27 protein-coding genes and 1 tRNA gene are annotated in these 24,266 nt (G+C 72.7%); 15 read left to right on the plus strand and 13 right to left on the minus strand.

Features of this window, described 5'->3' with window-relative positions:
* Positions 1 to 107 precede the first annotated feature (107 nt).
* Both AB0398_RS22225 and AB0398_RS22230 read left to right on the plus strand, forming a co-directional pair.
* Positions 108 to 704, plus strand: a complete 597-nt coding sequence (locus AB0398_RS22225; protein ID WP_366377336.1) for a hypothetical protein — start codon at positions 108 to 110, stop codon at positions 702 to 704.
* 171 nt (positions 705 to 875) lie between these two features.
* Positions 876 to 1,847 (plus strand): SDR family NAD(P)-dependent oxidoreductase, encoded by a 972-nt coding sequence (locus AB0398_RS22230; RefSeq protein WP_366377337.1) that lies wholly within the window; start codon positions 876 to 878, stop codon positions 1,845 to 1,847.
* Positions 1,848 to 1,929: 82 nt separating this feature from the next.
* Here AB0398_RS22230 and AB0398_RS22235 read toward each other — a convergent pair whose 3' ends face one another.
* Positions 1,930 to 2,790, minus strand: a complete 861-nt coding sequence (locus AB0398_RS22235) for a UbiA family prenyltransferase (protein ID WP_366377338.1) — start codon at positions 2,788 to 2,790, stop codon at positions 1,930 to 1,932.
* 46 nt (positions 2,791 to 2,836) lie between these two features.
* On the opposite strand from AB0398_RS22235, the gene AB0398_RS22240 reads away from it, so the two are divergent.
* From AB0398_RS22240 to AB0398_RS22255, 4 genes are all read left to right on the plus strand, one after another.
* Positions 2,837 to 3,973, plus strand: coding sequence for a 3-oxoacyl-[acyl-carrier-protein] synthase III C-terminal domain-containing protein (locus tag AB0398_RS22240; protein ID WP_366377339.1), 1,137 nt, complete (start codon positions 2,837 to 2,839; stop codon positions 3,971 to 3,973).
* Positions 3,974 to 3,982: 9 nt separating this feature from the next.
* Positions 3,983 to 4,498, plus strand: coding sequence for an isoprenylcysteine carboxylmethyltransferase family protein (locus tag AB0398_RS22245; protein WP_366377340.1), 516 nt, complete (start codon positions 3,983 to 3,985; stop codon positions 4,496 to 4,498).
* Positions 4,495 to 5,526 (plus strand): NAD(P)/FAD-dependent oxidoreductase, encoded by a 1,032-nt coding sequence (locus tag AB0398_RS22250; protein ID WP_366377341.1) that lies wholly within the window; start codon positions 4,495 to 4,497, stop codon positions 5,524 to 5,526. The genes AB0398_RS22245 and AB0398_RS22250 overlap by 4 nt, the downstream gene beginning before the upstream one ends.
* 102 nt (positions 5,527 to 5,628) lie before the next feature.
* A complete protein-coding gene (locus AB0398_RS22255; protein WP_366377342.1) occupies positions 5,629 to 7,323 on the plus strand; it encodes an alkaline phosphatase D family protein in 1,695 nt (564 codons plus the stop codon).
* Between the two features lie 13 nt (positions 7,324 to 7,336).
* Here the strand turns inward: AB0398_RS22255 and AB0398_RS22260 are convergent, their stop codons facing one another.
* Positions 7,337 to 7,777, minus strand: coding sequence for a pyridoxamine 5'-phosphate oxidase family protein (locus AB0398_RS22260; protein WP_366377343.1), 441 nt, complete (start codon positions 7,775 to 7,777; stop codon positions 7,337 to 7,339).
* 269 nt (positions 7,778 to 8,046) lie between these two features.
* Here AB0398_RS22260 and AB0398_RS22265 point away from each other — a divergent pair, with 269 nt between their 5' ends.
* The 5 genes from AB0398_RS22265 to AB0398_RS22285 all read left to right on the plus strand — a co-directional run bounded on the left by AB0398_RS22265 (position 8,047) and on the right by AB0398_RS22285 (position 14,323).
* A complete protein-coding gene (locus tag AB0398_RS22265) occupies positions 8,047 to 8,550 on the plus strand; it encodes a TspO/MBR family protein (RefSeq protein ID WP_366377344.1) in 504 nt (167 codons plus the stop codon).
* A gap of 442 nt (positions 8,551 to 8,992) precedes the next feature.
* Complete coding sequence (locus tag AB0398_RS22270) at positions 8,993 to 10,843, plus strand: ricin-type beta-trefoil lectin domain protein (protein ID WP_366377487.1); 1,851 nt, start codon at positions 8,993 to 8,995, stop codon at positions 10,841 to 10,843.
* A 183-nt stretch (positions 10,844 to 11,026) separates the two neighbouring features.
* Positions 11,027 to 11,512 carry a hypothetical protein gene (locus AB0398_RS22275; protein WP_366377345.1) on the plus strand — a complete coding sequence of 162 codons (486 nt, stop codon included), beginning with the start codon at positions 11,027 to 11,029 and terminating at the stop codon, positions 11,510 to 11,512.
* Between the two features lie 289 nt (positions 11,513 to 11,801).
* Positions 11,802 to 12,383, plus strand: coding sequence for a snapalysin family zinc-dependent metalloprotease (locus tag AB0398_RS22280; protein ID WP_366377346.1), 582 nt, complete (start codon positions 11,802 to 11,804; stop codon positions 12,381 to 12,383).
* A gap of 170 nt (positions 12,384 to 12,553) precedes the next feature.
* Entirely contained in the window at positions 12,554 to 14,323 is a 1,770-nt protein-coding gene (locus tag AB0398_RS22285; RefSeq protein WP_366377347.1) for an ABC transporter ATP-binding protein, read from the plus strand.
* Positions 14,324 to 14,368: 45 nt separating this feature from the next.
* Here AB0398_RS22285 and AB0398_RS22290 read toward each other — a convergent pair whose 3' ends face one another.
* The 7 genes from AB0398_RS22290 to AB0398_RS22320 form a co-directional block, all read right to left on the minus strand.
* The gene (locus tag AB0398_RS22290) at positions 14,369 to 14,515 is read right to left on the minus strand and encodes a hypothetical protein (RefSeq protein WP_366377348.1); all 147 of its coding nucleotides are present in this window, start codon (positions 14,513 to 14,515) and stop codon (positions 14,369 to 14,371) included.
* Positions 14,516 to 14,616: 101 nt separating this feature from the next.
* Entirely contained in the window at positions 14,617 to 14,904 is a 288-nt protein-coding gene (locus AB0398_RS22295) for a hypothetical protein (RefSeq protein ID WP_366377349.1), read from the minus strand.
* Between the two features lie 113 nt (positions 14,905 to 15,017).
* A complete protein-coding gene (locus AB0398_RS22300) occupies positions 15,018 to 15,395 on the minus strand; it encodes a fic family toxin-antitoxin system, toxin component (RefSeq protein WP_366377350.1) in 378 nt (125 codons plus the stop codon).
* Positions 15,395 to 15,634 carry a hypothetical protein gene (locus AB0398_RS22305; RefSeq protein ID WP_366377351.1) on the minus strand — a complete coding sequence of 80 codons (240 nt, stop codon included), beginning with the start codon at positions 15,632 to 15,634 and terminating at the stop codon, positions 15,395 to 15,397. Before AB0398_RS22305 ends, AB0398_RS22300 begins: the two co-directional genes overlap by 1 nt.
* An 86-nt stretch (positions 15,635 to 15,720) precedes the next feature.
* Positions 15,721 to 15,794: transfer RNA gene (locus AB0398_RS22310), tRNA-Met, on the minus strand.
* A gap of 65 nt (positions 15,795 to 15,859) precedes the next feature.
* Positions 15,860 to 16,060 carry a cold shock domain-containing protein gene (locus AB0398_RS22315; protein WP_366377352.1) on the minus strand — a complete coding sequence of 67 codons (201 nt, stop codon included), beginning with the start codon at positions 16,058 to 16,060 and terminating at the stop codon, positions 15,860 to 15,862.
* 159 nt (positions 16,061 to 16,219) lie between these two features.
* Entirely contained in the window at positions 16,220 to 16,501 is a 282-nt protein-coding gene (locus tag AB0398_RS22320) for an HU family DNA-binding protein (protein ID WP_366377353.1), read from the minus strand.
* A 334-nt stretch (positions 16,502 to 16,835) separates the two neighbouring features.
* Between AB0398_RS22320 and AB0398_RS22325 the strand changes: the two genes are divergently transcribed.
* Positions 16,836 to 17,600, plus strand: a complete 765-nt coding sequence (locus AB0398_RS22325) for a hypothetical protein (protein WP_366377354.1) — start codon at positions 16,836 to 16,838, stop codon at positions 17,598 to 17,600.
* 145 nt (positions 17,601 to 17,745) lie between these two features.
* On the opposite strand, the gene AB0398_RS22330 is transcribed toward AB0398_RS22325, so the two are convergent.
* The gene (locus AB0398_RS22330) at positions 17,746 to 18,303 is read right to left on the minus strand and encodes a hypothetical protein (RefSeq protein WP_366377355.1); all 558 of its coding nucleotides are present in this window, start codon (positions 18,301 to 18,303) and stop codon (positions 17,746 to 17,748) included.
* A 423-nt stretch (positions 18,304 to 18,726) separates the two neighbouring features.
* Here AB0398_RS22330 and AB0398_RS22335 point away from each other — a divergent pair, with 423 nt between their 5' ends.
* Positions 18,727 to 19,428: a YoaK family protein gene (locus AB0398_RS22335; RefSeq protein ID WP_366377356.1), complete on the plus strand. Its 702-nt coding sequence runs from the start codon at positions 18,727 to 18,729 to the stop codon at positions 19,426 to 19,428.
* A gap of 28 nt (positions 19,429 to 19,456) precedes the next feature.
* On the opposite strand, the gene AB0398_RS22340 is transcribed toward AB0398_RS22335, so the two are convergent.
* The gene (locus AB0398_RS22340) at positions 19,457 to 20,374 is read right to left on the minus strand and encodes an NADP-dependent oxidoreductase (RefSeq protein ID WP_366377488.1); all 918 of its coding nucleotides are present in this window, start codon (positions 20,372 to 20,374) and stop codon (positions 19,457 to 19,459) included.
* A gap of 257 nt (positions 20,375 to 20,631) precedes the next feature.
* On the opposite strand from AB0398_RS22340, the gene AB0398_RS22345 reads away from it, so the two are divergent.
* Positions 20,632 to 22,638, plus strand: a complete 2,007-nt coding sequence (locus AB0398_RS22345) for a regulator (protein ID WP_366377357.1) — start codon at positions 20,632 to 20,634, stop codon at positions 22,636 to 22,638.
* Positions 22,639 to 22,681: 43 nt separating this feature from the next.
* Here AB0398_RS22345 and AB0398_RS22350 read toward each other — a convergent pair whose 3' ends face one another.
* Together AB0398_RS22350 and AB0398_RS22355 are read right to left on the minus strand one after the other, a co-directional pair.
* Complete coding sequence (locus tag AB0398_RS22350; protein WP_366377358.1) at positions 22,682 to 22,978, minus strand: hypothetical protein; 297 nt, start codon at positions 22,976 to 22,978, stop codon at positions 22,682 to 22,684.
* A 93-nt stretch (positions 22,979 to 23,071) separates the two neighbouring features.
* Complete coding sequence (locus AB0398_RS22355) at positions 23,072 to 23,485, minus strand: ATP-binding protein (RefSeq protein ID WP_366377489.1); 414 nt, start codon at positions 23,483 to 23,485, stop codon at positions 23,072 to 23,074.
* A 212-nt stretch (positions 23,486 to 23,697) separates the two neighbouring features.
* Here AB0398_RS22355 and AB0398_RS22360 point away from each other — a divergent pair, with 212 nt between their 5' ends.
* Positions 23,698 to 24,075: an STAS domain-containing protein gene (locus AB0398_RS22360; RefSeq protein ID WP_366377359.1), complete on the plus strand. Its 378-nt coding sequence runs from the start codon at positions 23,698 to 23,700 to the stop codon at positions 24,073 to 24,075.
* The last annotated feature ends 191 nt before the right edge of the window (positions 24,076 to 24,266 follow it).

Genomic DNA, 24,266 nt, shown 5'->3' on the forward strand with positions numbered 1-24,266 from the left:
ACACCCGTCCGGCTTACCGCGATGGCGGTGCCCACCGGGTCGGGCGAGGGTGGGGGTGGCCGGTGTCCGTGCCGGACACCGGCCCGATTCCCAGAAGGAGCATTCCCATGTCCGAACGCCACACCTTCATCCGCGGCTTGCACGATGTGGGCCTGGCCGCTTGGTTCGGCGGCTCCCTCATGGGCGCGGTCGGTCTGAACGGCGCTGCCGGGGACGAGGGCGGCACCGAGGTGGCCACGGACCGGATCGCTTCCGCCGGCTGGGCGAAGTGGACGCCGGTCAACGCGGCCGCCATCGCCCTGCACCTGTTCGGCAGCGGGGGGCTGTTGGCCGTGAACGCACACCGCGTCGCCACCCAGCAGGGTGTCGCCGCCTCCACCGCGGCCAAGACGGTCGTCACCGGAGCCGCCCTGGCCGCCACCGCCTACGCCCGCGTGCTGGGCAAGAAGGTCGAGCTGGCCTCCTCCGGCGACCCGCAGGACGCCGAGAGGTCGGCCGAACACCCCGTCGACCTCGACAAGGCCCGTCGGCAGCTGGCCTGGGTCCAGTGGGCGGTCCCGGCACTCACCGGATGTCTGGTGGTGCTCAACGCCCTGCACGGCGAGCAGCAGCGCCCCGCGGAACAGGTCTCGGGCGTGTGGGGCCGCGCCGCGTCCCTCACCCGGCACGTGCCTCCCGGCGTCGGCTTTCACCTGCCGCACTGACTCCGGTCGGCGTCCCGGCCGGCCCCCCGTACAGGCAGGACCGAAAATGATCAGTCAGGCGGAGCGCCCGACCGGACCGGACGTCCTGTCCCTCCTGCCGTCTTCCCCTCCGTGTCGGCCGGCCGAGGGCTCACGGTCCGCCGCCGTGTCCCGTCGAACCGGCCGGACGCGGTGAACCGGCCGACCCGGCCGGTGGTGGTCGTCACCGGGGCCTCCAGCGGCATCGGCAGAGGAGTGGCGCAGGCCCTCGCCGCTCGCGGAGCCGATCTCGTGCTGGCGGCCCGTACCGAACGGACCCTCGCCGCGGTCGCCCGGGAGTGCGAACGGCAAGGGGGACGGACGCTGGTCGTCCCGACGGACGTCAGCGACGAAGCGGCCGTCCGGGCCCTGGTCCGACGCGCCGTGGACGCGTTCGGGCGCGTCGACGCCTGGGTGAACGCCGCGGCCGTGTGGAGCTACGGCCGGTTCGAGGACACCCCCGGCGCCGTGTTCCGGCAGATCGTGGACACCACGCTGTTCGGGCAGGTTCACGCGGCCCGGGCGGTGCTTCCGCAGTTCAGGTCCCAGGGCCACGGCGTGCTCGTCAACATCGGCTCTCTGTACGGGCGGCTCCCGTCGCCCTACGTCGCACCGTACGTCACCTCGAAGTGGGGCCTGCTCGGTTTCTCCGAGGTGCTGCGCCAGGAGGTTCGCGACACACCCGGCATCGCCGTGTGCAGCGTGCTGCCGGGTGCGGTCGACACGCCGATCTACCGTCACGCCGCGAACTACGTCGGCCGTCGGATCCGGCCACTGCCGCCCGTCACCTCCCCGGAGCGAGTGGTGGCCGCCGTGGTGCGCGCCATCGACCGGCCCCGGCGCGAGATCGTCGTCGGACGGACCCAGCGTGTCGGCGTCTGGGCACACCGGCTCGTGCCCGGCCTGTACGACCGCCTCATCGGGCCCGTGGTGCGTGCGTTCGCCGTGCGAGGGGCCCCGGTCCCCCCGCACGACGGCACCGTGTTCACTCCCGATCCCGCGCCGTGCTCGGTCGACGACGGCTGGCGCCGGCACGACCACCGCGTCGTCGGCGGCGCCCTGACGGCGGCCGCGGGCCTGGCGGCGTTCGTGATCGGGGTGAAGATCCTGGGTCGACGAGGTTGACGGGCCGCCGCCCGTGCGCCTGCCCCGTGGCCCACTCCGCCGCCCCGGCCCGCCACCGGGGCCGAGCCGGGCCCCACCGGCCTCAGACCATGTCGGAGCCCCTCAGGAGAAGCTGAGCCACGACCATGCCCGCCACCGCGATCGCCGCCCGGAAGGGCCATCGGCTCCCGGCCGCCGACGGCGCCGCCGTGCTCACGACCGTGACGAGCCCGGCCGCCGCCACCACCGTCCAGCCCGAGGCGCCCATCGGTCCGGGCGGCCCTCCGGCGACCACGGCGACGGCCGCCAGCATCACGAACGGTGCCGATGACCGGCACGCCGTACGGCCGAGCCGCTGCGGCAGCCCGCGCACACCGGTCGCCAGATCGTCCTCGATGTCCGGAAGGACGTTGACGACGTGCGCTCCCACCCCCAGCAGCGCCCCGGCCGTCACGGCCCACCAGGCGGGCCAGGCCCCCGACGGCGGACCGAGGGTGACGAAGGCGGGCAGCGAGCCGAACCCCACGGCATACGGCAGCGGCGAGAGAACCGTGCGTTTGACCCCCAGGTTGTAGGCCCAGCCCGCGACGACGCCCCCCAGATGTACCGCTCCCGCGGCCACGCCGCTCAACAGCGACAGCAGCACGCACAGCCCCAGGGCGGCGCCGGCCGCGACGGCCACGGTCCCGGGGAGGAGTTCGCCGGTGGCCACCGGCTTGTCGCGGCGTCCGCAGACCGTGTCGCGCTGTGCGTCGACCGCGTCGTTGCACCATCCGACCGAAAGCTGGCCGGCCAGCACCGCCCCGGCCACCAGTGCCGCTCCGACCGCGCCCCGGCCTCCCGCCACGGCCAGCACGGTGACGAACGCCGTCACCGCGAGCGCCGGCTCCGGATGGCAGGAGCGCAGCAGCACCGGGACGCGGAGGGGCGTACGCGGAGAAACCCCGGACGGGTGCAAAGACACATGCGCAAGGTAGTCACATGTCCGGAAGGAGGTAGGCATTACCGCCATGCGTGTCTCTGTGATCACCGACGACGCCGCCCTCCCCTCCGCGGCGTCGCGCCGACCTGCCGCGCCCGCCGCGACGACCACCGTCGCCGCCGTCCACACCGCCCTGCCGTCCCACCGCTACGCCCAGGACGAGCTGACCGAGCACATCGGCGACCTGTGCCTGGCTCCGGGAGCCGACCGCTCCCTGCTGCGGCGCCTGCACGCGTCCACCGGTGTGCGTGCGCGTCACCTGGCCCTGCCGATCGAGCGGTACGCCGGACTCGGGGACTTCGGGCGGTCCAACGACGCCTGGATCACGGCCGCGCTCGACCTGGGGGAGCAAGCCGTCGCCGGTGCGCTGCGACAGGCGGGGCTCGAACCGTCCGACGTCGACCTGCTGGTGTGCAACTCCGTCACCGGTCTGGCCACCCCTTCGCTCGACGCCCGCCTGGCCGGCCGCCTGGGGATGCGGCCGGACGTCAGACGACTTCCGGTGTTCGGTCTGGGGTGCGTGGCCGGCGCCGCCGGTCTCGCCCGGCTGCACGACTACCTGTGCGGTCACCCCTACGACACCGCCGTGCTGCTCACCGTCGAACTGTGCTCGCTGACGCTCCAGCGGCGTGACGACTCCCGCGCCAACCTCGTCGCCGGTGCCCTGTTCGGCGACGGTGCGGCGGCGCTCGTCGCACGCGGCCGCGCCGTCGCGGAAAGGCGCGGAGACGGACCGGTGGTGATCGCCACGCGCAGCCATCTCTATCCCGCGACCGAGCACCTCATGGGCTGGGACATCGGCGCCGACGGGTTCCGCGTCGTCATCGACGCGGGCATCCCCCGCGTCGTGCGGGAGCACCTCGGGCGGCCCCTGCGGGCCTTCCTGGCCGACCACGGCCTCACCACCGACGACATCCGGACCTGGGTGTGCCATCCGGGCGGTCCCAAGGTGCTGTCCGCCGTGACCGAGGCCCTCGGTCTGCCCGAAGAGGCCCTCGACGCCACGCGGCGGTCGCTCGCGGCCGTGGGAAACATGTCCTCGGCCTCCGTCCTGCACGTCCTGCAGGGCCACAGCGGACCCCGGCGTCCCGAGCCGGGCACCTGGGGTCTGCTGATGGCGATGGGGCCGGGCTTCTGTTCCGAGTTCGTCCTGTTGCGTTGGTGAGGGGATTCCGTGTTCTGGTATGCGCTCCTCGTCCTGGCCGTGGCCGTCGAACGCGTCGTCGAACTGGTGGTGGCCAGGCGCAACACGGCCTGGTCCCTCTCCCGCGCCGGCGTCGAGTACGGCCGTGGCCACTACCCGGTCATGGTCGTCCTGCACACGGCGATGCTGGTCTGCTGCCTCCTCGAACCCGTGCTGGCCCGAAGGCCGTTCGTACCGGTTCTGGCCTGGTCGATGCTGTCCCTGGTCCTCCTGTCCCAGGCGTTGCGCTGGTGGTGCGTCACCACGCTCGGGCCCCACTGGAACACGCGCGTCATCGTCGTTCCCGGAACCCGTCCGATCTGTGCCGGTCCCTACCGCCTCCTGCGCCATCCCAACTACGTCGCCGTCGCGGTGGAAGTCGCCGCCCTGCCACTGGTGCACTCCGCCTGGCTGAGCGCGGTGACGTTCAGCACCGCCAACGCGGTGCTGCTGGCGGTGCGCCTCCGTTGCGAGAACGCGGCCCTCGCCCGTGCGGTGCCCGCGTGAGCCGTGAGCACGATCTGATCATCGTCGGAGGCGGTCCGGCCGGTCTGGCCACGGCTCTGCACGCCGTGCGCGCCGGTTTCGACACCGTCGTGGCCGAGCCCCGCGCCGCGCCGATCGACAAGGCCTGCGGCGAGGGTCTGATGCCCGGTGCCGTCCGGGCCCTCGCCTCGCTCGGCCTGGAGGTCCCGGGACACCCGATCACGGGCATCCGTTACGTGCAGGGGTCCCACCGGGTACAGGCCGCGTTCCGTACCGGCCCCGGTATCGGCGCACGGCGCACCGACCTGCACGGCACCCTCCACGGGGCCGTCCTCGCGGCCGGTGTTCCCGTGCTGCCCCTGCGCGTCGGAGAAGTACGGCAGGACGCCGCCGGTGTGGTCCTGCCCGGCACCGGTCTGCGCGCCAAGTGGCTGGTCGCCGCGGACGGCTTGCACTCGCCGGTGCGCCGCTCCCTCGGCCTCCGCGTCGACTCACGCCGGAGGCCCAGATACGGGTTGCGGCGCCATTACTCCACGTCCCCGTGGTCCCCGTACGTCGAGGTGCACTGCGGACGGCACGGTGAGGCGTACGTCACCCCGCTCGGGCCCCGGCTGGTCGGCGTCGCCCTGCTGACGGACCGGCGGGCCCCCTTCGACGTCCAGCTGGAACGCTTCCCCGAACTGGCCGCCCGCCTTCCCGTGGAAAGGGCCGTCACCGCGGTGCGGGGCGCGGGACCACTGCGCCAGGAGGTACGGTCCCGGCTCCACGGGCGGGTCCTGCTCGTGGGCGACGCCGCGGGATACGTCGACGCGCTGACCGGCGAGGGCGTCTCCCTGGCCCTCGCCGGGGCCGGCGCCCTGGTCGACAACGTGCGCCGGGGCACACCGGACCGCTACGAGAGCGACTGGAACCACGCGACCCGGCGCCACCGGTTCCTGACCGAACTCCTGGTACGGGTGCGACAGCAGCGGGCGCTCGCACCGCTCGTCGTACCCGCGGCCGAGCGTCTCCCGCGGGTCTTCGCGACGGTGGTGAACGCCCTGGCATGAGATGCCGCGCCCGCGCGGGAAACAGTGCCGTTTCCGCCGCCGTTCCGTACTGTACGGAGCGGCCGTTTTCGTACAGGACGAAGGGCCGGGAGGGAACTCTTGATGGCCGGTCTGAGACTGGGGCCGCTCCTGCGTCACGTGGACTGGGAGTCGGGCACGAGCGCGACGGTGTGGGTCGAGACCGACCGCGAGTGCACGGTGGAGGTCCGGTGCCCGGACGGCGCCGGGGGTTCGGCTCCGACGTTCCGCGTCGCCGGCCACCACTACGCACTGGTGGTCGTGACCGGACTCGCACCCGGGTCGACCACCGCGTACGAGGTGCTGCTCGACGACGAGCGGGTGTGGCCTCTCGCGGACTCGCCCCTGCCGCCCAGCACCATCCGCACGCCACCGGTCCCGGCGACCGGCGCGGTGGTGGCCTTCGGCTCGTGCCGGTGGGCGGCGCCCGCCGTGGACGAGCCCGATCCGGTGGGTCCCGACGTCCTCGACACGCTCGCCGCCCGGCTCGCGGGCGACCCGGAGGCCGAGCGCCCGGACGTGCTCCTCCTCCTGGGCGACCAGGTGTACGCGGACGAGACGTCCGCCGGTACGCGCGACTGGATCGCCCGGCACCGGCGGGCCGCCGGCACGGGCTCGGCCGCCCCGCCGGACCAGGTCGCCGACTACGAGGAGTACACCCACCTCTATGACGAGTCCTGGGGCGACCCCGAGCTGCGCTGGCTGCTCTCGACCGTGCCGAGCTGCATGATCTTCGACGACCACGACGTCATCGACGACTGGAACACCAGTGCCGCATGGGTGGCCGACATGCGGGCGACGCCCTGGTGGCACGAGCGGATCACCGGCGGCCTGATGTCGTACTGGGTCTACCAGCACCTGGGGAACCTCTCCCCCGCCGAGCTCGCCGAGGACAAGCTGTACGCGGCGGTCCTTGCGGCCGACGACGGAACGGAGGTGCTGCGCGCGTTCGCCGAACGCGCCGACGCCGACCCGGCGTCGGTCCGCTGGAGCTACCGCAGGGACTTCGGCCGCACCCGGTTGCTGATGGTCGACACCCGGGCCGCGCGAGTCCTTGAGGAACAGCACCGGACGATGCTGGACGCGGAGGAGGCGACCTGGCTGCGGACGCAGGCGTTCGAAGACCCCGGCGGTGTCGACCACCTGCTGATCGGGACCTCGCTCCCGTGGCTGCTGCCCCCGATGGTCCACTTCGCGGAGGGCTGGCACGCGGCGCTCTGCCGCGGCGAACGCGGGCCGCGCTGGGCGCGCTTCGGCGAGTGGCTGCGCCGCCGGGCCGACCTGGAGCACTGGGCGGCGTTCACCTCGTCGTTCGAAAGGCTGACGGAGACGGTCGCCGAGGTGGGAAGGGGCGACGCCGCCCCGGCGACGGTGTGCGTGCTCTCCGGGGACGTGCACCACGGGTACGTGGCGGAGCCCGTCTGGACCGCCGGGCGGCAGCCGGACTCCCGCGTCTTCCAGTTCACCTGTTCGCCGCTGCACAATTCGGTGCCCACGCCCATAAGGGTCGGGTTCCGTTTCGGCTGGAGCCGGTTCGCCAGGGGGATCGGGCACCTCCTCGCCCGCCACGGGCGGATCGCGAGGCCCACGGTCCGATGGGAGCACACCGGCGGACCGTGGTTCGGCAACCAGCTGATGACGCTGACACTGCGCGGACGTACGGCGCGGCTGCGGCTGGAGAAGGCCTCGTCGGACGCGAAGCGCGGGCGCCGGGAGACCGACCGCGCGGGCGCTCGGCTCGCGGGCGTCTTCGAGCGGGACCTGACGGAGGGGAGGTGACGCTCCGTCGGGCTCAGTCCCCGGAGGGGATGTCCAGAGCGGTTCCGTAGAGCCGGGAGACCCGGATCAGGATGGTCACGCGCCGGTCGGGCAGTACCGGTTCGCCGGGGGCTGCTCCGTGGGCCGGGTCCAGGATCTCCGCTTCGCCCTCCGCCACGGCGAACGACCAGACGTCCGGGCCGGTGACGTGCAGGGAGGCGTGCGGATCGCGGTGCAGTCGGCGAACCTTGAGGCGGTCGGCGGTGGAGGAGACGCGCAGCACGCGCTCCTCGGGATCCCAGTCGTAGAGGACGGTCGACAGGTGCGGGTGGCCGGTGCCGCGGACGCCGGCGAGCACGCCGAACCGCTGTCGTCCCAGGAGTCCGGAGAGTTCCGGCTCGGTGAGCGCCCGGGGCGCCGGCCCGTCGTTCCGGGTGGCGCCGGTGGCGGTTTCGGTGGCGGTGCGTCGACTCATGGGAATCAGCCTTCGGTGGTCGGGACCGGGTGGGTGGAGGAACCGGGTGGTCGTGCCGGGCCCCGGGTCGGCGCGGCTGCGGCGATTCCGTCCGGCACCCCCAAAGTGGGACCTTAGCGGATAGTTTTGTTGCAGACAATAAATCGCGGGCAGACCTCTCCGTGGATGACGGGTACGGGGCCGCCGGAGCCGGGGGCTCCGCGTTCACATCACAGCCGCTTCGACGGGCATCAGAACAGTGTCAGCACCGACGAGGAACGGAGCACGCCGTGCGGGACGCGGAGCTTTCAGGAACAGGCCGACGACCGGGCGCGCGATGGCCCACCCTCCTGGGCCTCCTGGCCGCCTGCTACGCCGTCGCCGCGCTCGGCGGACTGGCCTCCGCGGACGCGGGCGATACCTACGCCGCGCTGGACAGGCCCGCCTGGGCACCGCCCGGATGGCTCTTCGGCCCGGTGTGGACGGTGCTGTACGGCACCATCGCCGTCGCCGCGTGGCTGGTGCTCCGAGATCCTCGCGGCTCCACGCGCACCGCCATGGCCTGGTGGTGGGCCCAACTGCTCCTCAACCTCGCCTGGACCCCGCTCTTCTTCGCCGCGGGCGAGTACGGGCTGGCCTTCCTGGAGATCTGCCTCCTCCTCGCGGCCGTCGTGACCACGATCGTCTTCTTCGCCCGCCACCGCCGGGCCGCCGCGCTCCTGCTCGTCCCCTACGCGCTGTGGGTGACCTTCGCCTCGGCCCTCAATCTCTCGATCTGGCTCTCCAACACCTGACAAGAACGGGTGTTCGTCAACGCCGACCCCGGAACCTGCGCCCCGCAGACCGGGGCGCGGTCGGTCGGCGAGATGCCCGTCGGCGCCCGCACCGGCCTGCCGCACACCCCGCGTGCCCCGCGCCCGAGCCGCCGTACCCCACAGGGTCGTTCCGTCACCTCCTGAACGCACCCGCTTCCGAGAACCGCGGTCAGGACCCGTCGGGGCTCGTCCTCTTCGGGAGTCGTACGCGACAGGGGTTGACGGGCGCACCCCCCGTCCATAAGTTCACAGCTTGATAAAAGGCTTGCCGCTCTGTGGGACACGTACGGGCCCGGGCCGACCGGTCCCGTACGGCAGCACGGCACGCCTCCTCAGAGAGGATTGTCAGGTGCACCTCAATCCCTTACGGGTGGCCGCAGGCCGGCGGGCGCGTTCCCGCCCCCGCTCGCTCGCCGCCCTCCTGACCGGCGCCCTGGTGGCGACCGGACTCGTCCTCACCTCGCCCGGCACCGCCCAGGCCGCCGGGGAGAGGGTGGACGTCTGGCTGACCACCACCTCCGACTCCGGCGGCCGCACCGTCACCCGAGGCCTCGCCCCGCAGGCACCGCTCTCCTTCGGCCCGTCCGGCGGCGGCGCGAACCACACCATCACCGTCGACGAGTCCACCACCTACCAGCGGTTCGAGGGCGGCGGCGCGTCCATCACCGACACCACCGCCCACCTCCTGCGCGGCGGCGCCGTCAGTGCCGCCACCCGCGACGCGGTCATGCGCAAGCTGTTCTCGCCGACCGAGGGCATCGGGCTCTCCTTCGTCCGCAACCCCATCGGCGCCTCCGACCTCTCCCGGCCCGGGAACGTCTCCCTCGACGACACCTGCTGCGACCTCGGCGACTTCGGCTCCAACGGCTACGACGCCGATGTCCGGCTGCTCACCGTCCAGGCCAAGCAGCTCAACCCGGCGCTGCGGGTCAAGGGCGTGCCGTGGAGCGCGCCCGGCTGGATGAAGGACAACGGCCGGATGGACCAGATGGGCTGGCTGAAGTGGGAGCACTACCCCACCTACGCCCAGTACCTGGTGAAGTACGTCCAGAGCTACCAGGCCGCCGGTGTCCCGGTCGACTACCTGTCGGTGCAGAACGAGCCCAACTGCTGCCAGGCCGGGAATCCGACCGCGATGAACTACCCGGGCATGAGCTGGAACCCGTCCGGGCTGGTCGAGTTCACCAAGAACCACGTCTACCCGGCCTTCCGGGCCGCCGGGATCTCCACCAAGGTCCTGGTGCACGACTGGAACTACGGCGACTACGCCGGCTTCGGCGCCGGGATCCTCGGCGACGCGGGCGTCCGCGACGACCCGCTGTTCGGCGGCATCGCCTGGCACGGCTACGCCGGCGACCCGGCCGTCGGCAGCCAGGTCCACGCCCAGTACCCGGCGGTGCGCCAGTTCAGCACCGAGCACTCGGGCGGGACCTGGATCGGCAACCAGCACAACGAGGACCTGAAGGACATCGTCTCGTACGCCCGCAACTGGAGCAGCAGCCTGGTCAAGTGGAGCCTGGCCCTGAACCAGAACATGGGCCCGCACAACGGCGGCTGCGGCACCTGCACCGGCCTGATCACCGTGCAGGAGGGCGGCGCCCGCGCCGGGCAGGTGGACTACACGGTCGAGTACTACACGACCGGCCACCTCACCAAGTTCGTCCGGCCCGGCGCGTACCGGATCGCCTCGACGGACAACGCCACCGTGCAGAACGTGGCCTGGCGCAACCCCGACGGTTCCAAGGCGCTCATCGCGCACAACGGCGGCGGTTCGGCGCAGTCCGTCCGGGTCGACTGGGGCGGCCAGTCCTTCACGTACAGCCTCCCGGCCCGCACCACCGCCACCTTCACCTGGTCGGGCACGCCCGGCGGTGGCGGCGCGCCCGGCGGCGCGCTGACCGGTCTCGCCGGGAAGTGCCTGGACGTGGCCGGCGCGGCGAACGCCGACGGCACCGCCGTCCAGTTGTACGCCTGCAACGGCACCGACGCCCAGCGCTGGACGCTCGCCGCCGACGGCACGGTCCGGGCGCTCGGCAAGTGCCTCGACGTCACCGGCGGCGCCGTCGCGAACGGCACGAAGGTGCAGTTGTACACGTGCAACGGGACGGGCGCCCAGCGCTGGACGTACAACGCGACCACGCACGACGTGGTGAACGCCGCCGCCGACAAGTGCCTCGACGTGACGGGCAACTCCTCGGCCGACGCCACCCGGGCCCAGATCTGGTCCTGCACCGGCGCGGCCAACCAGAAGTGGACCCATCAGGCGTCCTGACCGCCGGGGCGGGGTGCCGCGCGCGGCCCCCCGCCCCACTCGGCCGCCGCCGCGCTCTCCCGCCCGACCGACCCTCTTCCGGCCTCCCCGGGACCGGTACGCCCTCGGCCGACGCCGTTGTCGGCGCCCTCCGTTAGAGTCCGGAGCGCACTCCACGGACGGCCCCGGGAAGGGCGTGACGGCATGTCCATGTGGCTCGATCTCGTGAAGATCGACCCCTCGTTGCTGGCGGTCCTCCGGGAGCGCCCGGAGCTGATCGGCGCCCTGTTCTTCGAGGACGACGTGCCGGAGCCCCTCGTTTCCGGCGTCCACCCGACCGGAGACTCCTTCGGCCACGACTACCGCCTGCTGGCGGAGGTCGCCGAGGGCCGGGCGGAGGCCGAGAAGGGCACCTCGGACTGGCGGACGGCGTACCCCTGGCTGGCGCGGGCCACGGGCGAGAACTGCCGCACCGTCGAGGGGTTCGAGTTCGGCTACGGCCCGGCGCACTTCCTCACCCCGGACGAGGTGGGGCAGGTGGCCGAAGGGCTGGTCGGCGAACGCTGGACCGACCGGACCTCGGCGGCCCACTGGAACGCCGGCGCCGGGGAGAGGGACTTCGACGACCTCGTCCCGTTCTTCGCCAAGGCGGCGGAGGAGGGCAGAGCGGTCGTCGGCGGCGTGAGCTGACGAGCCGACCGGGCCTCGACAGCCCGTCGACGACACCCTGGCCCGACCTCTGGCCCACGCCCGTCGAGGCGGAGCCGATCCCGGCCCCGTCCTGGCCCCGGAGGAAGCACAACCGCGACCGAAGAACAAGCCTGACAGGTACATTACATAGAGCCCTTCCGAGGCTTACGATCGCAAGGATCGGAGGGGTGATCGACCTCATGTCTGGCCCCACCAGACGCCCGTGTCGCCCCTTCACGCCTCCGGCTCCCCACCGGAGCCGGGTCCCCCCACGGATGAAGGAGCAGCAATGCCCCTCGGTACATGGTTCAAGGCGGGCACGTCCGCCGCCGCGCTCGTCCTCGCCATGGCGGGTGCCGCGACAGCGGCGCCCGCGCCCGCTCACGAATCGTCCGCCGCGCAGGCGGCGGTGGTGACCCTTCGTTATGACGACAGCCGCGCCGGAGGCTGGGAGGCCGCGATCGCGGCCGGGGTCGCCTCGTGGAACGCGAACGTGAGCAACGTCAAACTGGTGGAAGCCGCACCCGGCACCCGGGCCGAGATCGTGATCGTCGCCACCACGGGCTGGCCGCAGGCCACGCTCGGCCCCGTCCGTCCGGGCCGTCAGGTCCGCGTCGAACTCGGCAGCCAGGCCGTGAGCCAGGGCTACGACAAGACCCGGATCGCCGCTCACGAGCTGGGCCACAGCCTCGGCCTGCCGGACACCAAGCCCGGCCCGTGCTCGCAGCTGATGTCGGGTTCGAGCGCCGGCACGGCCTGCACCAACGCCGTCCCGAACGCGACCGAGCGGTCCCGCGTGCAGTCCGCCTACGCGAACGGCGTCGCCGCCCTCGTACCCGCCGACGGCCGGATCCTCGTCGACGCCCCCTGACACACCCTCACGGAGCGGCGCGGCATGACGGCGCGGACCGGCGTACGGACCCCTCCGGCCCTTCCCGTACTCGACCGGCCCGGCGTCCAGCCGGTCGGGCGTCCAGCCGGTCCGGCGTCCAGGTGTTCCCACCGGTCAGGCAAGCGCGGCGTTCTCGCGTCCTGACCGGTGTGACCACCGCCCTCGAAACCCCCGCCACCCCCGTCGTCCCCGCCCGCAAGGTCCGGTCGGCCCTCTACACCCACTTCCGGCCGCACCGGGCCGCCGTCGCGTGCGGGGCGGTGCTCGCCCTGATCGGCGCCGCGAGCGGGCTCGCCCAGCCGCTCGCGGCGAAGGCCCTGGTGGACCGGCTCGGCCACGACGAGCCCATCGCCCCGGTCCTGCTGGTCCTGACGGCGCTCGTCGTCTTCGGCACGGCCGTCGAGGCGCTCGGCTCGTACGTCCTGGAGCGGACCGCGGAGTCGGTGGTGCTCGCGGCCCGGCGCTCGCTGATCGGGAGGCTGCTGCGGCTGCGGCTGCCGGAGGTCGAGAAGACCCAGCCCGGCGATCTGATGTCGCGGATCACCTCCGACACCACCCTGCTGCGAGCGGTCACCACCCAGTCCGTCGTGTCGGCGGCGACCGGCGGCCTCTCGTTCGTGGCGACGCTGGTCCTCATGGGCTTCATGGACCCCGTGCTGCTGGGCGTCACGGCCGGCGTCATCGTGCTGATCGGCGGGGCCGTCGCCGTGCTCATGCCGCGGATCGCGGCGGCGACCAAGCGCTCGCAGGAGGCGGTCGGCCGGATCTCCACCGTCCTGGAGCGCGCCTTCGGCGCCTTCCGCACGATCAAGGCCTCGGGCGCGGAGGCGCGGGAGACGGCCGTCGTGGACGCGGCGGCGCACGACGCCTGGCGGCACGGGGTGAAGTCGGCCAAGTGGCAGTCGCTCGCGGGCTCCTCGATCGGCCTGGCCGTGCAGGTGTCGTTCCTGGCGGTCCTCGGCATCGGTGGCGCGCGGGTCGCGTCCGGGGCGACGTCGGTCTCGTCCCTGATCGCCTTCCTCCTCTTCCTCTTCTACCTGATCGAGCCGATCTCCAAGCTGGTGGAGGCGGCGACACAGTTCCAGGTGGGGTCGGCGGCGGTGTCGCGGATCCTGGAGGCCGAGGCGCTGGAGGTCGAGGAGACCGGGGCCGGGGCGGCGGCCCCGGCGGAAGGCGGCGGGCCGGCGTCGGTGGTCTTCGACGACGTCTCCTTCCGGTACCGGGACGACCTCCCGTCCGTGCACCGGGGCGTGTCCTTCGAGGTGCCGGGGCGGGGCATGACGGCCTTCGTGGGCCCGTCGGGGGCGGGCAAGACAACGCTGTTCGGGCTGATCGAGCGCTTCTACGAGACGACCGGCGGGCGGGTCCTGGTGGACGGCCGGGACGTGAGGGAGTGGCCGCTGGCCGACCTGCGGGCCTCCATCGGTTACGTGGAGCAGGACGCGCCCGTCCTGTCCGGCACCCTGCGCGAGAACCTCACCTTCGCCGCGCCGGACTCGGGCGAGGAGGAGATCCGCCGGGTGCTCGTACGGGCCCGGCTCGACGCGCTCGTGGAACGGCTGCCGGAGGGTCTGGAGACGGTGGTCGGCCACCGCGGCTCCAAGCTGTCGGGCGGAGAGCGGCAGCGGGTCGCCATCGCGCGGGCGCTGCTGCGCAGGCCGCGGCTGCTGCTGCTCGACGAGGCGACCTCGCAGTTGGACGCGGTGAACGAACTGGCGCTGCGGGACGTGGTGGCGGAGGTGGCCCGGGAGACCACGGTCCTCGTCGTGGCGCACCGGCTGTCGACGGTGACGCTCGCGGACCGGATCGTCGTGATGGAAGCGGGCCGGGTCCGCGCGGTGGGAACGCACGCGGAACTGGTGGAGGGCGACGAGCTGTACGGGGAGCTGGCGGCGACGCAGTTCCTGACGACGGTGTGAAGACCGCCTCCAGGGCCTACCCGACCCCGATCCGCCGGACAGGCCCTAACGCCTCCATCGGCGCTCGGGCGCCGTCGCCCACAGGGTCAGTCCCACGAGCGAGAAGATCACCACTCCCACGAGGGCGGTGGGGATCCCCAGGGCGATGGCGAACCCCAGCAGAAGCTCCGCCCACGTCGGCTCCTCCCCCATCGTGCTTCCCCCTTGTGTCATGAACGGCGTAACTCGCCGGGGAGCGATTCGGTTCCCGCCTCCGACGGCGGGCACCGGCAGGGCGGGCGCCTGCCCGCCCGCTACGGGGTGGCGGAGGCCCTGCGGCGCCGGGCGCCGAACGGACTCAGTTCGAAGACGAGCCGGCCCAGTGCGACCAGGGCTCCCTGGCCGAACACCAGAACCATCCACACCTCTTCGCCCGCGTACCGGTCCTGAGTCCAGGGCCACGTGAGAGCCGAAGTGGCGAGAAGGTGGACGAGGGCCACGGCGATCCCCGTCCGGCGTCGCCGGGGGAACAGCAGGGGCAGCATCGTCCAGAGGGCCGAGGCCAGGACCAGCCAAGGAGCGAGGAAGGGCAGAGCGGACACAAGAGACCTCGTTGTCGCCGGGGACTGCGGGCACTCTCGCGGAAGGCGGTTGTCCGGCACCAGCACGGCCAGGTCTCGTCCGGATCACCATGTGGGCTCGCCCCGGCCGGAATTCAGGCGGTTCTGGGCCAACCGCGCAGCAGGGCGGCGATCCTCGCGGTGGTGCAGGCGGGATCCCGCAGCAGGTCGCGCAGGGCGACGGCGTCCTCCCTGGCGGGCTTGACCGGGATTCCGGAAGCCTCCAGGTACATCACGCCCGTCGCGGCGGCCACGGCCATGTTGGAGCGTTCCAGCCATCGGCAGCGGCCGAGGACGTGCACCAGGGCGGCGGCGCGGGCGTAGGGGCTGTCGTATACGGGCCGGTCCAGCAGTTCGGCCCGGTGAGCGGCGACCGCGGCCACCGGCACCCCGTAGTCCTCGGGGGCGGGATCCCCCACCCCCGCGATCTCGGCGACCCGCAGGATCCAGGGAACGTCGATGTGCAGCTCCATTACGCGGCGTGCGCTCCGGAGGTGCGGCGGTCGGCGTCCTCGGCCTCGTCGAAGACGCCCTGGTGCTCGGCGAGGAACCGCTCCGCGGCGTCCAGGCCGCGCTGCCGCAGTCCTTCGGTGTCCTCGTGCACGAGGACGGCGATGTAGTCGCCGAGGCTCAGGCCCCGGTCCCTGGCGCGGGCTTCCGCCAGCTGCTTGATCTCGTTGTCGACGCGCGCACCCAGCTGTGTCTTCGCCATCCTTCGATGGTAACAGCTGTTACCAGACAGGGAAGGCCGCGGACGCGAAAAGGGGCCCGGCTGACACCGGGCCCCTTCTCTTCTCGTAGCGGGGACAGGATTCGAACCTGCGACCTCTGGGTTATGAGCCCAGCGAGCTACCGAGCTGCTCCACCCCGCGTCGGTGACACCACGGTACACGGCGGCCGGCGCGGGGCGGAAAGGATTTTCGTACGGGCCGGCGGATCAGGCGCGGACGATGTTCTCGGCCTGGGGGCCCTTCTGACCCTGCGTCACGTCGAAGGTCACGCTCTCGCCCTCCGCCAGCTCGCGGTAACCGTTGCCGGAGATGTTGGAGTAGTGGGCGAAGACGTCCGGGCCGCCGTCCTGGGCGATGAATCCGAAGCCCTTCTCGGCGTTGAACCACTTCACGGTACCGCTGGCCATGCTGCTGTCCTTCGATCAAGCCGGGGATTCCGGCCGGGGTGGGGAAAGGGGCACCCTCCCCCTGTGGGAGGACACCCGGAACCCGCCCCGGTCCGCGTGCGGTTCGGCCGGTCGACCGATCGCGTGACGCGGAGCCGGAACGGGTGGTGCGAGGAGGCGTTACGCGCCCTTGGCGGCTTCCTTGAGCTTCGAGCCCGCGGAGACCTTCACGCTGTAGCCGGCCGGGATGTCGATCGGGTCGCCGGTCTGCGGGTTACGAGCGGTGCGAGCGGCACGGTGGGTGCGCTCGAAGGTCAGGAAGCCGGGGATGGTGACCTTCTCGTCGCCCTTGGCGACGACCTCGCCGACGGTCTCGGCGAGGGCCGTCAGCACGGCGTCGGCGTCCTTGCGGGTCACCTCGGCGCGATCGGCCAGAGCGGACACCAGCTCACTGCGGTTCATCGGTGGAGCACTCCGTATCTGTGGATCGTCCCGGCCGTCTGATCGCGGCCGGAACATCTCCCCGTTACCCTGCCATCGCCTTCCGACACCATCCGACGACCAACACTCCTCATGACCCGTATGGGGCATATCCGGGACGGAATTGGGTGCGACACCCCCGGCCATCCCTCGCACATTGTTCGAACGAGCCTTTGACGCACAGGCATTTCACCTCACTCACCGACCGGGCGCATCGGCCTCCTACGAGGGTTTTTTCGGGCTGTACAGGCCGGATTCGGCCAGTGGCGAGTAACATCCGGCAGCAATGCCCATCGTTTAGGGAGCGTGGACTGCAGTGCCGAACGAGCTGAACAGCACCTCGATTCACACCAGGTACGCGGAGCAGCTCGCCGCCGACCTTGCGGCCAACCGCGCGGAGCAGGCGTCGATCGCCGTCCGTCTGGAGCAGTTGCAGGCGGAGGAGAAATGGCTGATCACGACGCTGGATTCCTTGCCGGCGACCACAGCACCGGCAAGCGGCGTGAACGAGCCGGCCGAGGCCGTGAAGGAAGCGGCCGTGCCCCAGCCCCGGGAGACGCAGGAGGCGGCCCCGGTCAAGAAGACGGCAGCCAGGAGGACGGCGGCCGGGAAGGCGCCGGCCAAGAAGGCTCCGGCGGCGAAGAAGACGGCCGCGAAGACGGCGAAGGCCCCGGCCGGGAAGCCCACAGCCAAGAAGTCCGCCGCCAGGAAGGCGGCTACGGGCAAGACGGCGGCGGTCAAGGCGGCGGACAAGAAGCCCGTCGGCGGTCTTTCCGAGACGCAGTCCGCGCCCACGCTCGGCACGCTTCTCGACGGTCTGCTGGACGGGTTTCCCGGTGAGCCGCTGAAGGTCAGTGAGATCCACGCGGAGTTCACGAAGGCGCATCCCGGGCGTTCGACCTCGATCCAGGTCGTCCGCAACGCTCTGGAGGGCCTGGTGAAGAAGGACCGGATCGAGAAGGACACACGGCAGGGTGTCGCCCTGTACACCAAGCCCAGGGCCACGGACGCCGCCGATGCCGGTGCCGAGGCGTCCGCACCGGCCGGTGAGCCCGCCGAGGCGGTCGCGGCCGGGGTCTGAGCGGTGCGACGGCCGGGCTCTCGGGCGCTTCGGCGGATTGCGGGGGACGAAGCGCTCTCGGTGCCTGGCCGTCGTGGGCGGTCGGCCGTCCGGTCCGCCTCCGCCGCCCCGGAGGACGCCGCGGGCCGACGCGACGGCGCACTTCTCAGCCTTGTCGGCGGGGGCGGCGGTGCGGGTTGCGCGGGCGTCGGACGGTGTCCGCGCCCGCGTCGGCGGCGGTGTGGGCGGAGGAGAACAGGTTCGGTACGCCCGGGTGCGGGGGCGCGGGGGTCTGGGCGGCCGGCCTGGTGGCAGCGGGTCTGGCGGGGGCCGCGGCGCGGGCCAGTACGCGGGCGTGCGGGATGTGCGGCGCGCACGTCGCGCACACCTCCTCGACGATCCAGACCTGGCCGATGACCGGGTCGTGGCGCAGGATCATCACCACCCCGCCCGCGCAGAGCGTCTTGTGCCCCGGGTGCGCGTCGCAGCGCTCGGAGCGGCAGTGGCAGGCGGCGTTGGGGCGGACGGTGGCGGCCTTCGCGTGGGCGGCGGCGTGCCGGGCGGCGAAGGCGCGCAAGGAGGCCAGGTCTCGGGAGCGGGCGGGCATCTTGCAGGGCGAGGTGCAGGTGACGCTCGCGGTGCGGTCGCTGTGACCGGTCAGCCGGACGGTCCAGGCCCGCCCGGGCACGCGCGTGGTCAGGGTTTCGGCAGGAGCAGTCGTCACGCGGAGGAATCCGTTCGTCAGTGGTTGTTCGATCATGGGCCGGGGCCGCTGCGCGGCATCCGTGGGCCATCGGGACCACAGGTTTTCTTCCCACGTGTTCCGCTTCGCAAGCGGTGCGACCGGTTCCCGTCTCGGCATCCTGTGCCACGGACCGGTTCCATGGAGGAGACTGCCCGTCAGAAGGGCTGTCCGCCAGGGCCGACACGCCCGTGCGGCGGCTCGGCAGCCGGGGGACGCCGGTAGCCGGAGTGACACCTGCACCCGGAGGGACACCTCCGCCCGGCGTGGGACGCTCGCCCTTCCTCATCGCCTCTGTTCCAGTGGAGGGGTGACACGGACACGAACCATCGGCGGGGGCGGCGGCCGCACGCTCGGGCAGGCCGCCTTCGCGGGCCGGGGCGGTAGCGGTCGGGAGGGGGCACGGTGAGCGGTGGAGGGGCGGTCGCACGGTGGCTGTTCCCCGACGGCCACCGCTACGCGCGGTTCGTTCCCCCGCTGCTCGTGCTGACGTTCGTCAGCGGGCTGGTGGACGCGGCGAGTTTCCTCGGTCTCGGCCGGGTGCTCGTGGCCAACATGACCGGCAACGTGGTCTTCCTCGGGTTCGCGCTGTCGGGGGCGGCCCAGTTGTCGGCCCCGGCCTCGGCGGTGGCGCTGGCGGGGTTCCTGGCCGGGGCCGCCGCGGGCGGTGCGTGGCGCCGGGAAGCCGAACCGGGAGGGCTGTTCGCGCCGCTGGTCACCGCCCAGGCGCTGCTGGTCGCGCTCGCTCTCGCCGGCCAGGCGGCCGGCTGGGGCCGGTACGCGGTCCTGGTGCCGCTGGCCTGCGGAATGGGGTTGCAGAACGCCGTCGTGCACCGCTTGGGGGTGCCGGACCTGACCACCACCGTGATGACGCGGACACTGACGGGGTTCGCCGTGGACCGGCCGGGGCCGGGCACCGTACGGCGCGGGGTGTCGGTGGTCGTACTCGCGGCGGGGGCTCTCGTGGGAGGCCTGCTGCACGCCCGTACCGGCGTGGAGGGAACCCTTGCCGTGGCCCTGGCCCTCCTGCTCGCCGTCGTACCGGCGGCACGCCGGTGGCACGACGAGCCCGCCGGTGGACGAGGGCCGTTGCCCGACCACGGTTAGGGCTCGCGACCGGTGGCGGGGTGCGGCTTCAGACCTCGATGACGATCTTCCCCGAGGCATGGCCCTCCTGGCTGAGGGTGAAGGCCGCCGCGAGTTCGGAGAGCGGGAACGTCTCGGCGACGTCGACCACGAGCCTGCCCTCGTCCACGAGCCGGCCGAGGACCGTGAGGTCCTCGCTGGACGGCCGGACCCACATCCACTGGCCACCCGCTCCGAGCACGGAGTCGTCGGCGATGGAAGCGTGTCGCCCGCCCTCGGCCAGGACGGCCAGGGTGGTTTCGAGGACCCCGCCCACGAAGTCGGCGACGACGGTGACGCCGTCCGGGGCCAGGGCGCGGACGCGTTCGGTCAGTCCGTCCCCGTAGGCGACGGGCTCGCAGCCGAAGCCGCGCAACCGGTCGTGGTTGCGCGGGGAGGCGGTGCCGATGACCCGCGCGCCGAACGCCCGGGCGAGCTGGACGCCGAAGGAACCGACACCGCCGGCCGCGCCGTGCACGAGGACGGTGTCGTCGGCGCCCGTGCCCAGACGCGTGAGGAGCTGGTAGGCGGTCAGGCCGGCCAGCGGCAGTCCGGCGGCCTGCGCCCAGTCCAGGGAGGCGGGCTTGGCGGCGAGGGTGCGGACGGGCACGCTGACGTACTCGGCGAAGGTGCCGCCGTGCACGTAGTCCTTGCGGGCGTAGGCCATCACCTCGTCACCGGCCGCGAACTCGGGCACGTCGATGCCGACCCGCTCGACGGTGCCGCTGACGTCCCAGCCGGGAACCACCGGATGAACGGTGTCCATCAGACCGTCGAGCCCGCCCGCCATGATCTTCCAGTCGACCGGGTTGACCCCGGCGCACCGGACCTTGACGAGAACCTCACCGGGGGCGACCTTCGGCACCGGCAGCCGGGTCTCGCGGAGCACTTCCGTCCCGCCGTAGGTCTCGTACGCCATCGCCCTCATGGTGTCCTCGGACATCCCTGCACCTTTCCCTGAACCGTCGGTCGTGCCGCTCCATCTGAGCACGACGGGCCCGGGACACCCCGAGAGGCTCGCCCGCACGCGGTGTCGCCCTCGGGGAAGGAGGACGCATCGGATCGGCCACGGCCCCGTGCCACGGATCCGGTCGGTCCGGCACCCGGCGGCGGGAGGGTACCGGAAGGTTCGTACTTCGCCGAACGCGTGCGTCCGGTTCCTCGTTCTGCCGGAGAATATGAAGAATGGATACGTGGATGCCGCCGGAGAGCGGGACGTTCGTCGGGCGGGCCGAGGAGGCCGAGGACCTGGCGTCCCTGTTGGGCGAGCGGCGGCTCGTGACGCTGGTGGGCATGGGCGGGATCGGGAAGTCCCGGCTCGCCTCGTACGTCGTCGGCGGCGGTGGGCCGGACGCCTTCGCGCGTGTCCACTGGGCTCCGCTGTGGTCGCTGGCCCACGACTCCCTGCTCATTCCCCTGGTCGCCGACGCCTGCGGCCTGTCGGACCACTCCCCCGGCGATCCCGTCGACACGCTGGCCGACTGGATCGGCGTGCGCCGCGTCCTGCTGGTCCTGGACTCCTGCGAGCACCTCGTGGCGGCGTGCGCGGCGCTGGTCTCGGAGCTCCTCGCCCGTTGTCCGGGGCTCGTCGTACTGGCGACCAGCCGTGAACCGCTGGGCGTGGAGGACGAGTTCCTGTTTCCCGTCGGTCCGCTGCCGGTCGACTCCGACGCGATGGAGCTGTTCGCCGATCGGGCCGGCGCCGTCGGGGTCCGCTGGACGCGCCCCGAGGACTTCGTCGCCGCCGCCGAGGTGTGCGGCTGGCTGGAAGGCGTACCCCTGGCGCTGGAGCTGGCCGCCGCGCAGTTACGGGAGAGGCCGCTGCCCGCGATGGCCCGGCTCCTGCGCGGCAGGCTGTCCCTCTCCGAGGGTCCCGAGAGCCGGGTCCAGCCGTCGCGCCACCGTGCGTTGCGTACCACGATCGGGTGGAGCCACGAATTGTGCGAGCCGCGGGAGCGGCTGTTGTGGGCGCGTCTGTCGGTGTTCCGTTCGGCCGCCGCGGTGGACGACGCGGTACGGGTGTGCGGCGGCGGGCCGTTGACCGGAGCCGCCTTGGAGCAGGCCCTGGAGGGGCTGGTACGCAAGAGCGTCGTGACCCTGTCCGGCGGCCGTCTGCACCTGTTCGACTCCGTTCGTGAGTACGGGGCGATGTGGCTCGCGGAGCTCGGTGAGACCCGGATGACGGCCGACAGCCACGCGCGGCGCCTCCACGAGCTGGCGCTCGCCGCCGAGGACTCCTGGTGGGGGCCGGGACAGGCGGCTGCCTACGCGCGGCTGGTCGGCTGCTACGGCGATCTGTGCGCGGCGTTGGAACACCTGCTGGCCACCGATCCTCCGGCGGCCGCGGAGCTGGCGGGGGCGCTCGGCTTCTTCTGGGCGTGCTCGGGTCATCTGCACGAGGCGGCGCACTACCTGGAGGAGTGCGTGCGACTGGTCTCCGGGCCCGAGGCCGTCGTGGGCAAACTGGTGTGGGCGCTCGGGGTGGTGCGCTGCCTGCGGGGCGAGTACGACGTCGCGGCCCGGCTGGCGGGCCGTGCCGACGAGTGCGCGGTACGGGCGCGGGACGCGACGCTCCTCGTCGACGCCGGCTATCTGCGCGGCCTGGTGATGCTGCTGCGGGGCGAGCCCCGGGAGGCGCTGGCGGTCGCGGACCGGGCGCTGGCGGAACGGGGGGCGGCGATGCCCGCGGTGGCACGGTGCCGGGTGATGCGGGTCTTCGCCCTGACGGCGTCCGGCCTGCTCGAAGAGGCCCGGGCGGGGGCCGAGGAGCTGCGGCACGACGCGGCGTCGGCGGGCGAGCAGTGGACGCGGTCCTACAGCGAGTACCAGCTGGCGGTGATAGCGCTGCGGGAACGGCGCTCGGCCGATGCCGCCCGCCACGCCCGGGCCATGCTGCGGGGCAAGCGCCTGATAGGTGACGTCTTCGGCCTCGGTCTGGGGCTCGACCTGCTCGCGGTCGCGCTGTCGGCGCTGTCCCGGGGCGAGGAGGCGGCCTCGGCGTACGGGACGGGTGAGGTGTTCTGGCGGATGGTCGGACATCCTCAGCGGGGCACTCCCGAATTGCAGCCGCTGCGGCACAGTGCGGAGCTGTCGGCCCGGAAGCAGATCGGCGACAGCGTGTACGACGGCGCGTACCGCCTGGCCACGCTGACGGATCCGTTCGCCGCGCTGGAGGCGATCCTGACGGAGTGAGCGGGGCGCCCACCTTGCTCGGCCGGCGGCCGGGGAACGCGGGTCAGGGGATGTCTCCGGTGTGGTAGAAGCGGCAGGCGACGCCCGGGCCCGGGGCGCGCGGCTCGCCGGGGCGCGGGTCGTACAGCGCGCGCCCGCCCGGCCACCGGGAGAGCTCGGTGGCCAGGGCGACCCCGTCGTCGACCTCTGCCGGCGGCCACCCGTGGATGTCCAGCAGGAGACCGTCCAGCGGCCCGCCGACGAGTTCGGCATAGGTCCGCCCGGCTCTCGGGCCGGGATCGGGGTCGTCGTGGTCGCGGCCGTAGACCCGGCCGCGCAGCAGCTGCTCGTCACCATCCATCCGATCAGCTTCTCAACCACCACTGACAAGGGGGTACGGACGGCGGACCCGGCCCTGATCCGCCGGACACGCCCTAGTCCGCGGGAGCCCGTGTCAGACGAGGGCGTCACCGGGGTCGTCGGTCAGGGCGAGGGTGACGATGATGCGCTTGCCGACCGGCTCACGGCGTGCCTCGAAGCTGCGGGCGACCGCCATCACGATCTCCAGGCCGTGCTGCCCGACCCTGCCGATGTCCGCGGCCCGTGCGACGGGCAGAACCGGGTCGCGGTCCCACACCGTGATCTCGACCGCGTCACCGTCGATCCTCAGGTCCAGTGATGCCGGGCCGGGCGCGTACTTGCGGACGTTGGTGACCAGTTCGCTGACCACAAGGCGGGTCAGGTCGACCGCGCGGCGGGAGACGTCCAGACCGTGCTCGGTCCGGACGCGGGCGAGAAAGTCGGCCGACAGATGGCGGGCCCGGGCGATGTCGTCGTCGTCTCCGCACAAAGTGGACGCGATCCGCAGGGGCCGGTCCGCCGACGCCGTCCCATGGTCCTTCACCGAATCCGATTCCGTCACAGCCGTCACTCACTCCCCGTTCCCCGTCAGCGACGCCTACCCGCACACCCGCGGATGACGCCCTGTCCCTCGCCCCGTCTCCTGCCGAAGGAGGTCCTCCCGCAAGCCGGGCCCAACGGCCCTACACACACGGGTATGCATATGCCAGGATCACTCGCATGACCAGGGGAGAGACATTGGGGACCGGACACGCCGGGCAGCCCGGACGGCTGTCGGCGGCGACCACCGACATCGAGGGCGTCCGTGTGGTCGCCCTGAGCGGAGAGATCGACCACACGACCGGCGACACCCTCCGCCAGGCGCTGGCCGTTCCCGACACCCCCGGCCCCCGCGTCGTCGCCGACATGCGGGAGGTCACCTTCATGGACTCCAGCGGCATCAACGTCCTCATCACCGCCCACCACGCCCTCACCGAGGCCGACGGCTGGCTCCGCCTGGCCGGAACCACCGACACCGTCCTGCGCACCATCGGCCTCGTCGGCCTGGACACCGTCATCGACTGCCACGAAACCCTCGCCCAGGCCCTCGAAGCCTGACGCTCCTCGTCACGGTCGGAACGACGCGGGCGCCCGACGGTGCGGTTCCGACGACGACCGTACGCCGGCACCCGCCGCCCGGCCCCTCAGCCGGCCGCGGCGGGCTGCGGCGGACGCCGTGCCGGTCCGTCAGCGGTCGATCGGGGCGTCGTACTTCGTCGCGTGCCTCGGCAGACGCGTGTCCTCGGTCC

Origin of the sequence: Streptomyces sp. NPDC086147 (assembly GCF_040702165.1) — a bacterium.
GTDB lineage: Bacteria > Actinomycetota > Actinomycetes > Streptomycetales > Streptomycetaceae > Streptomyces.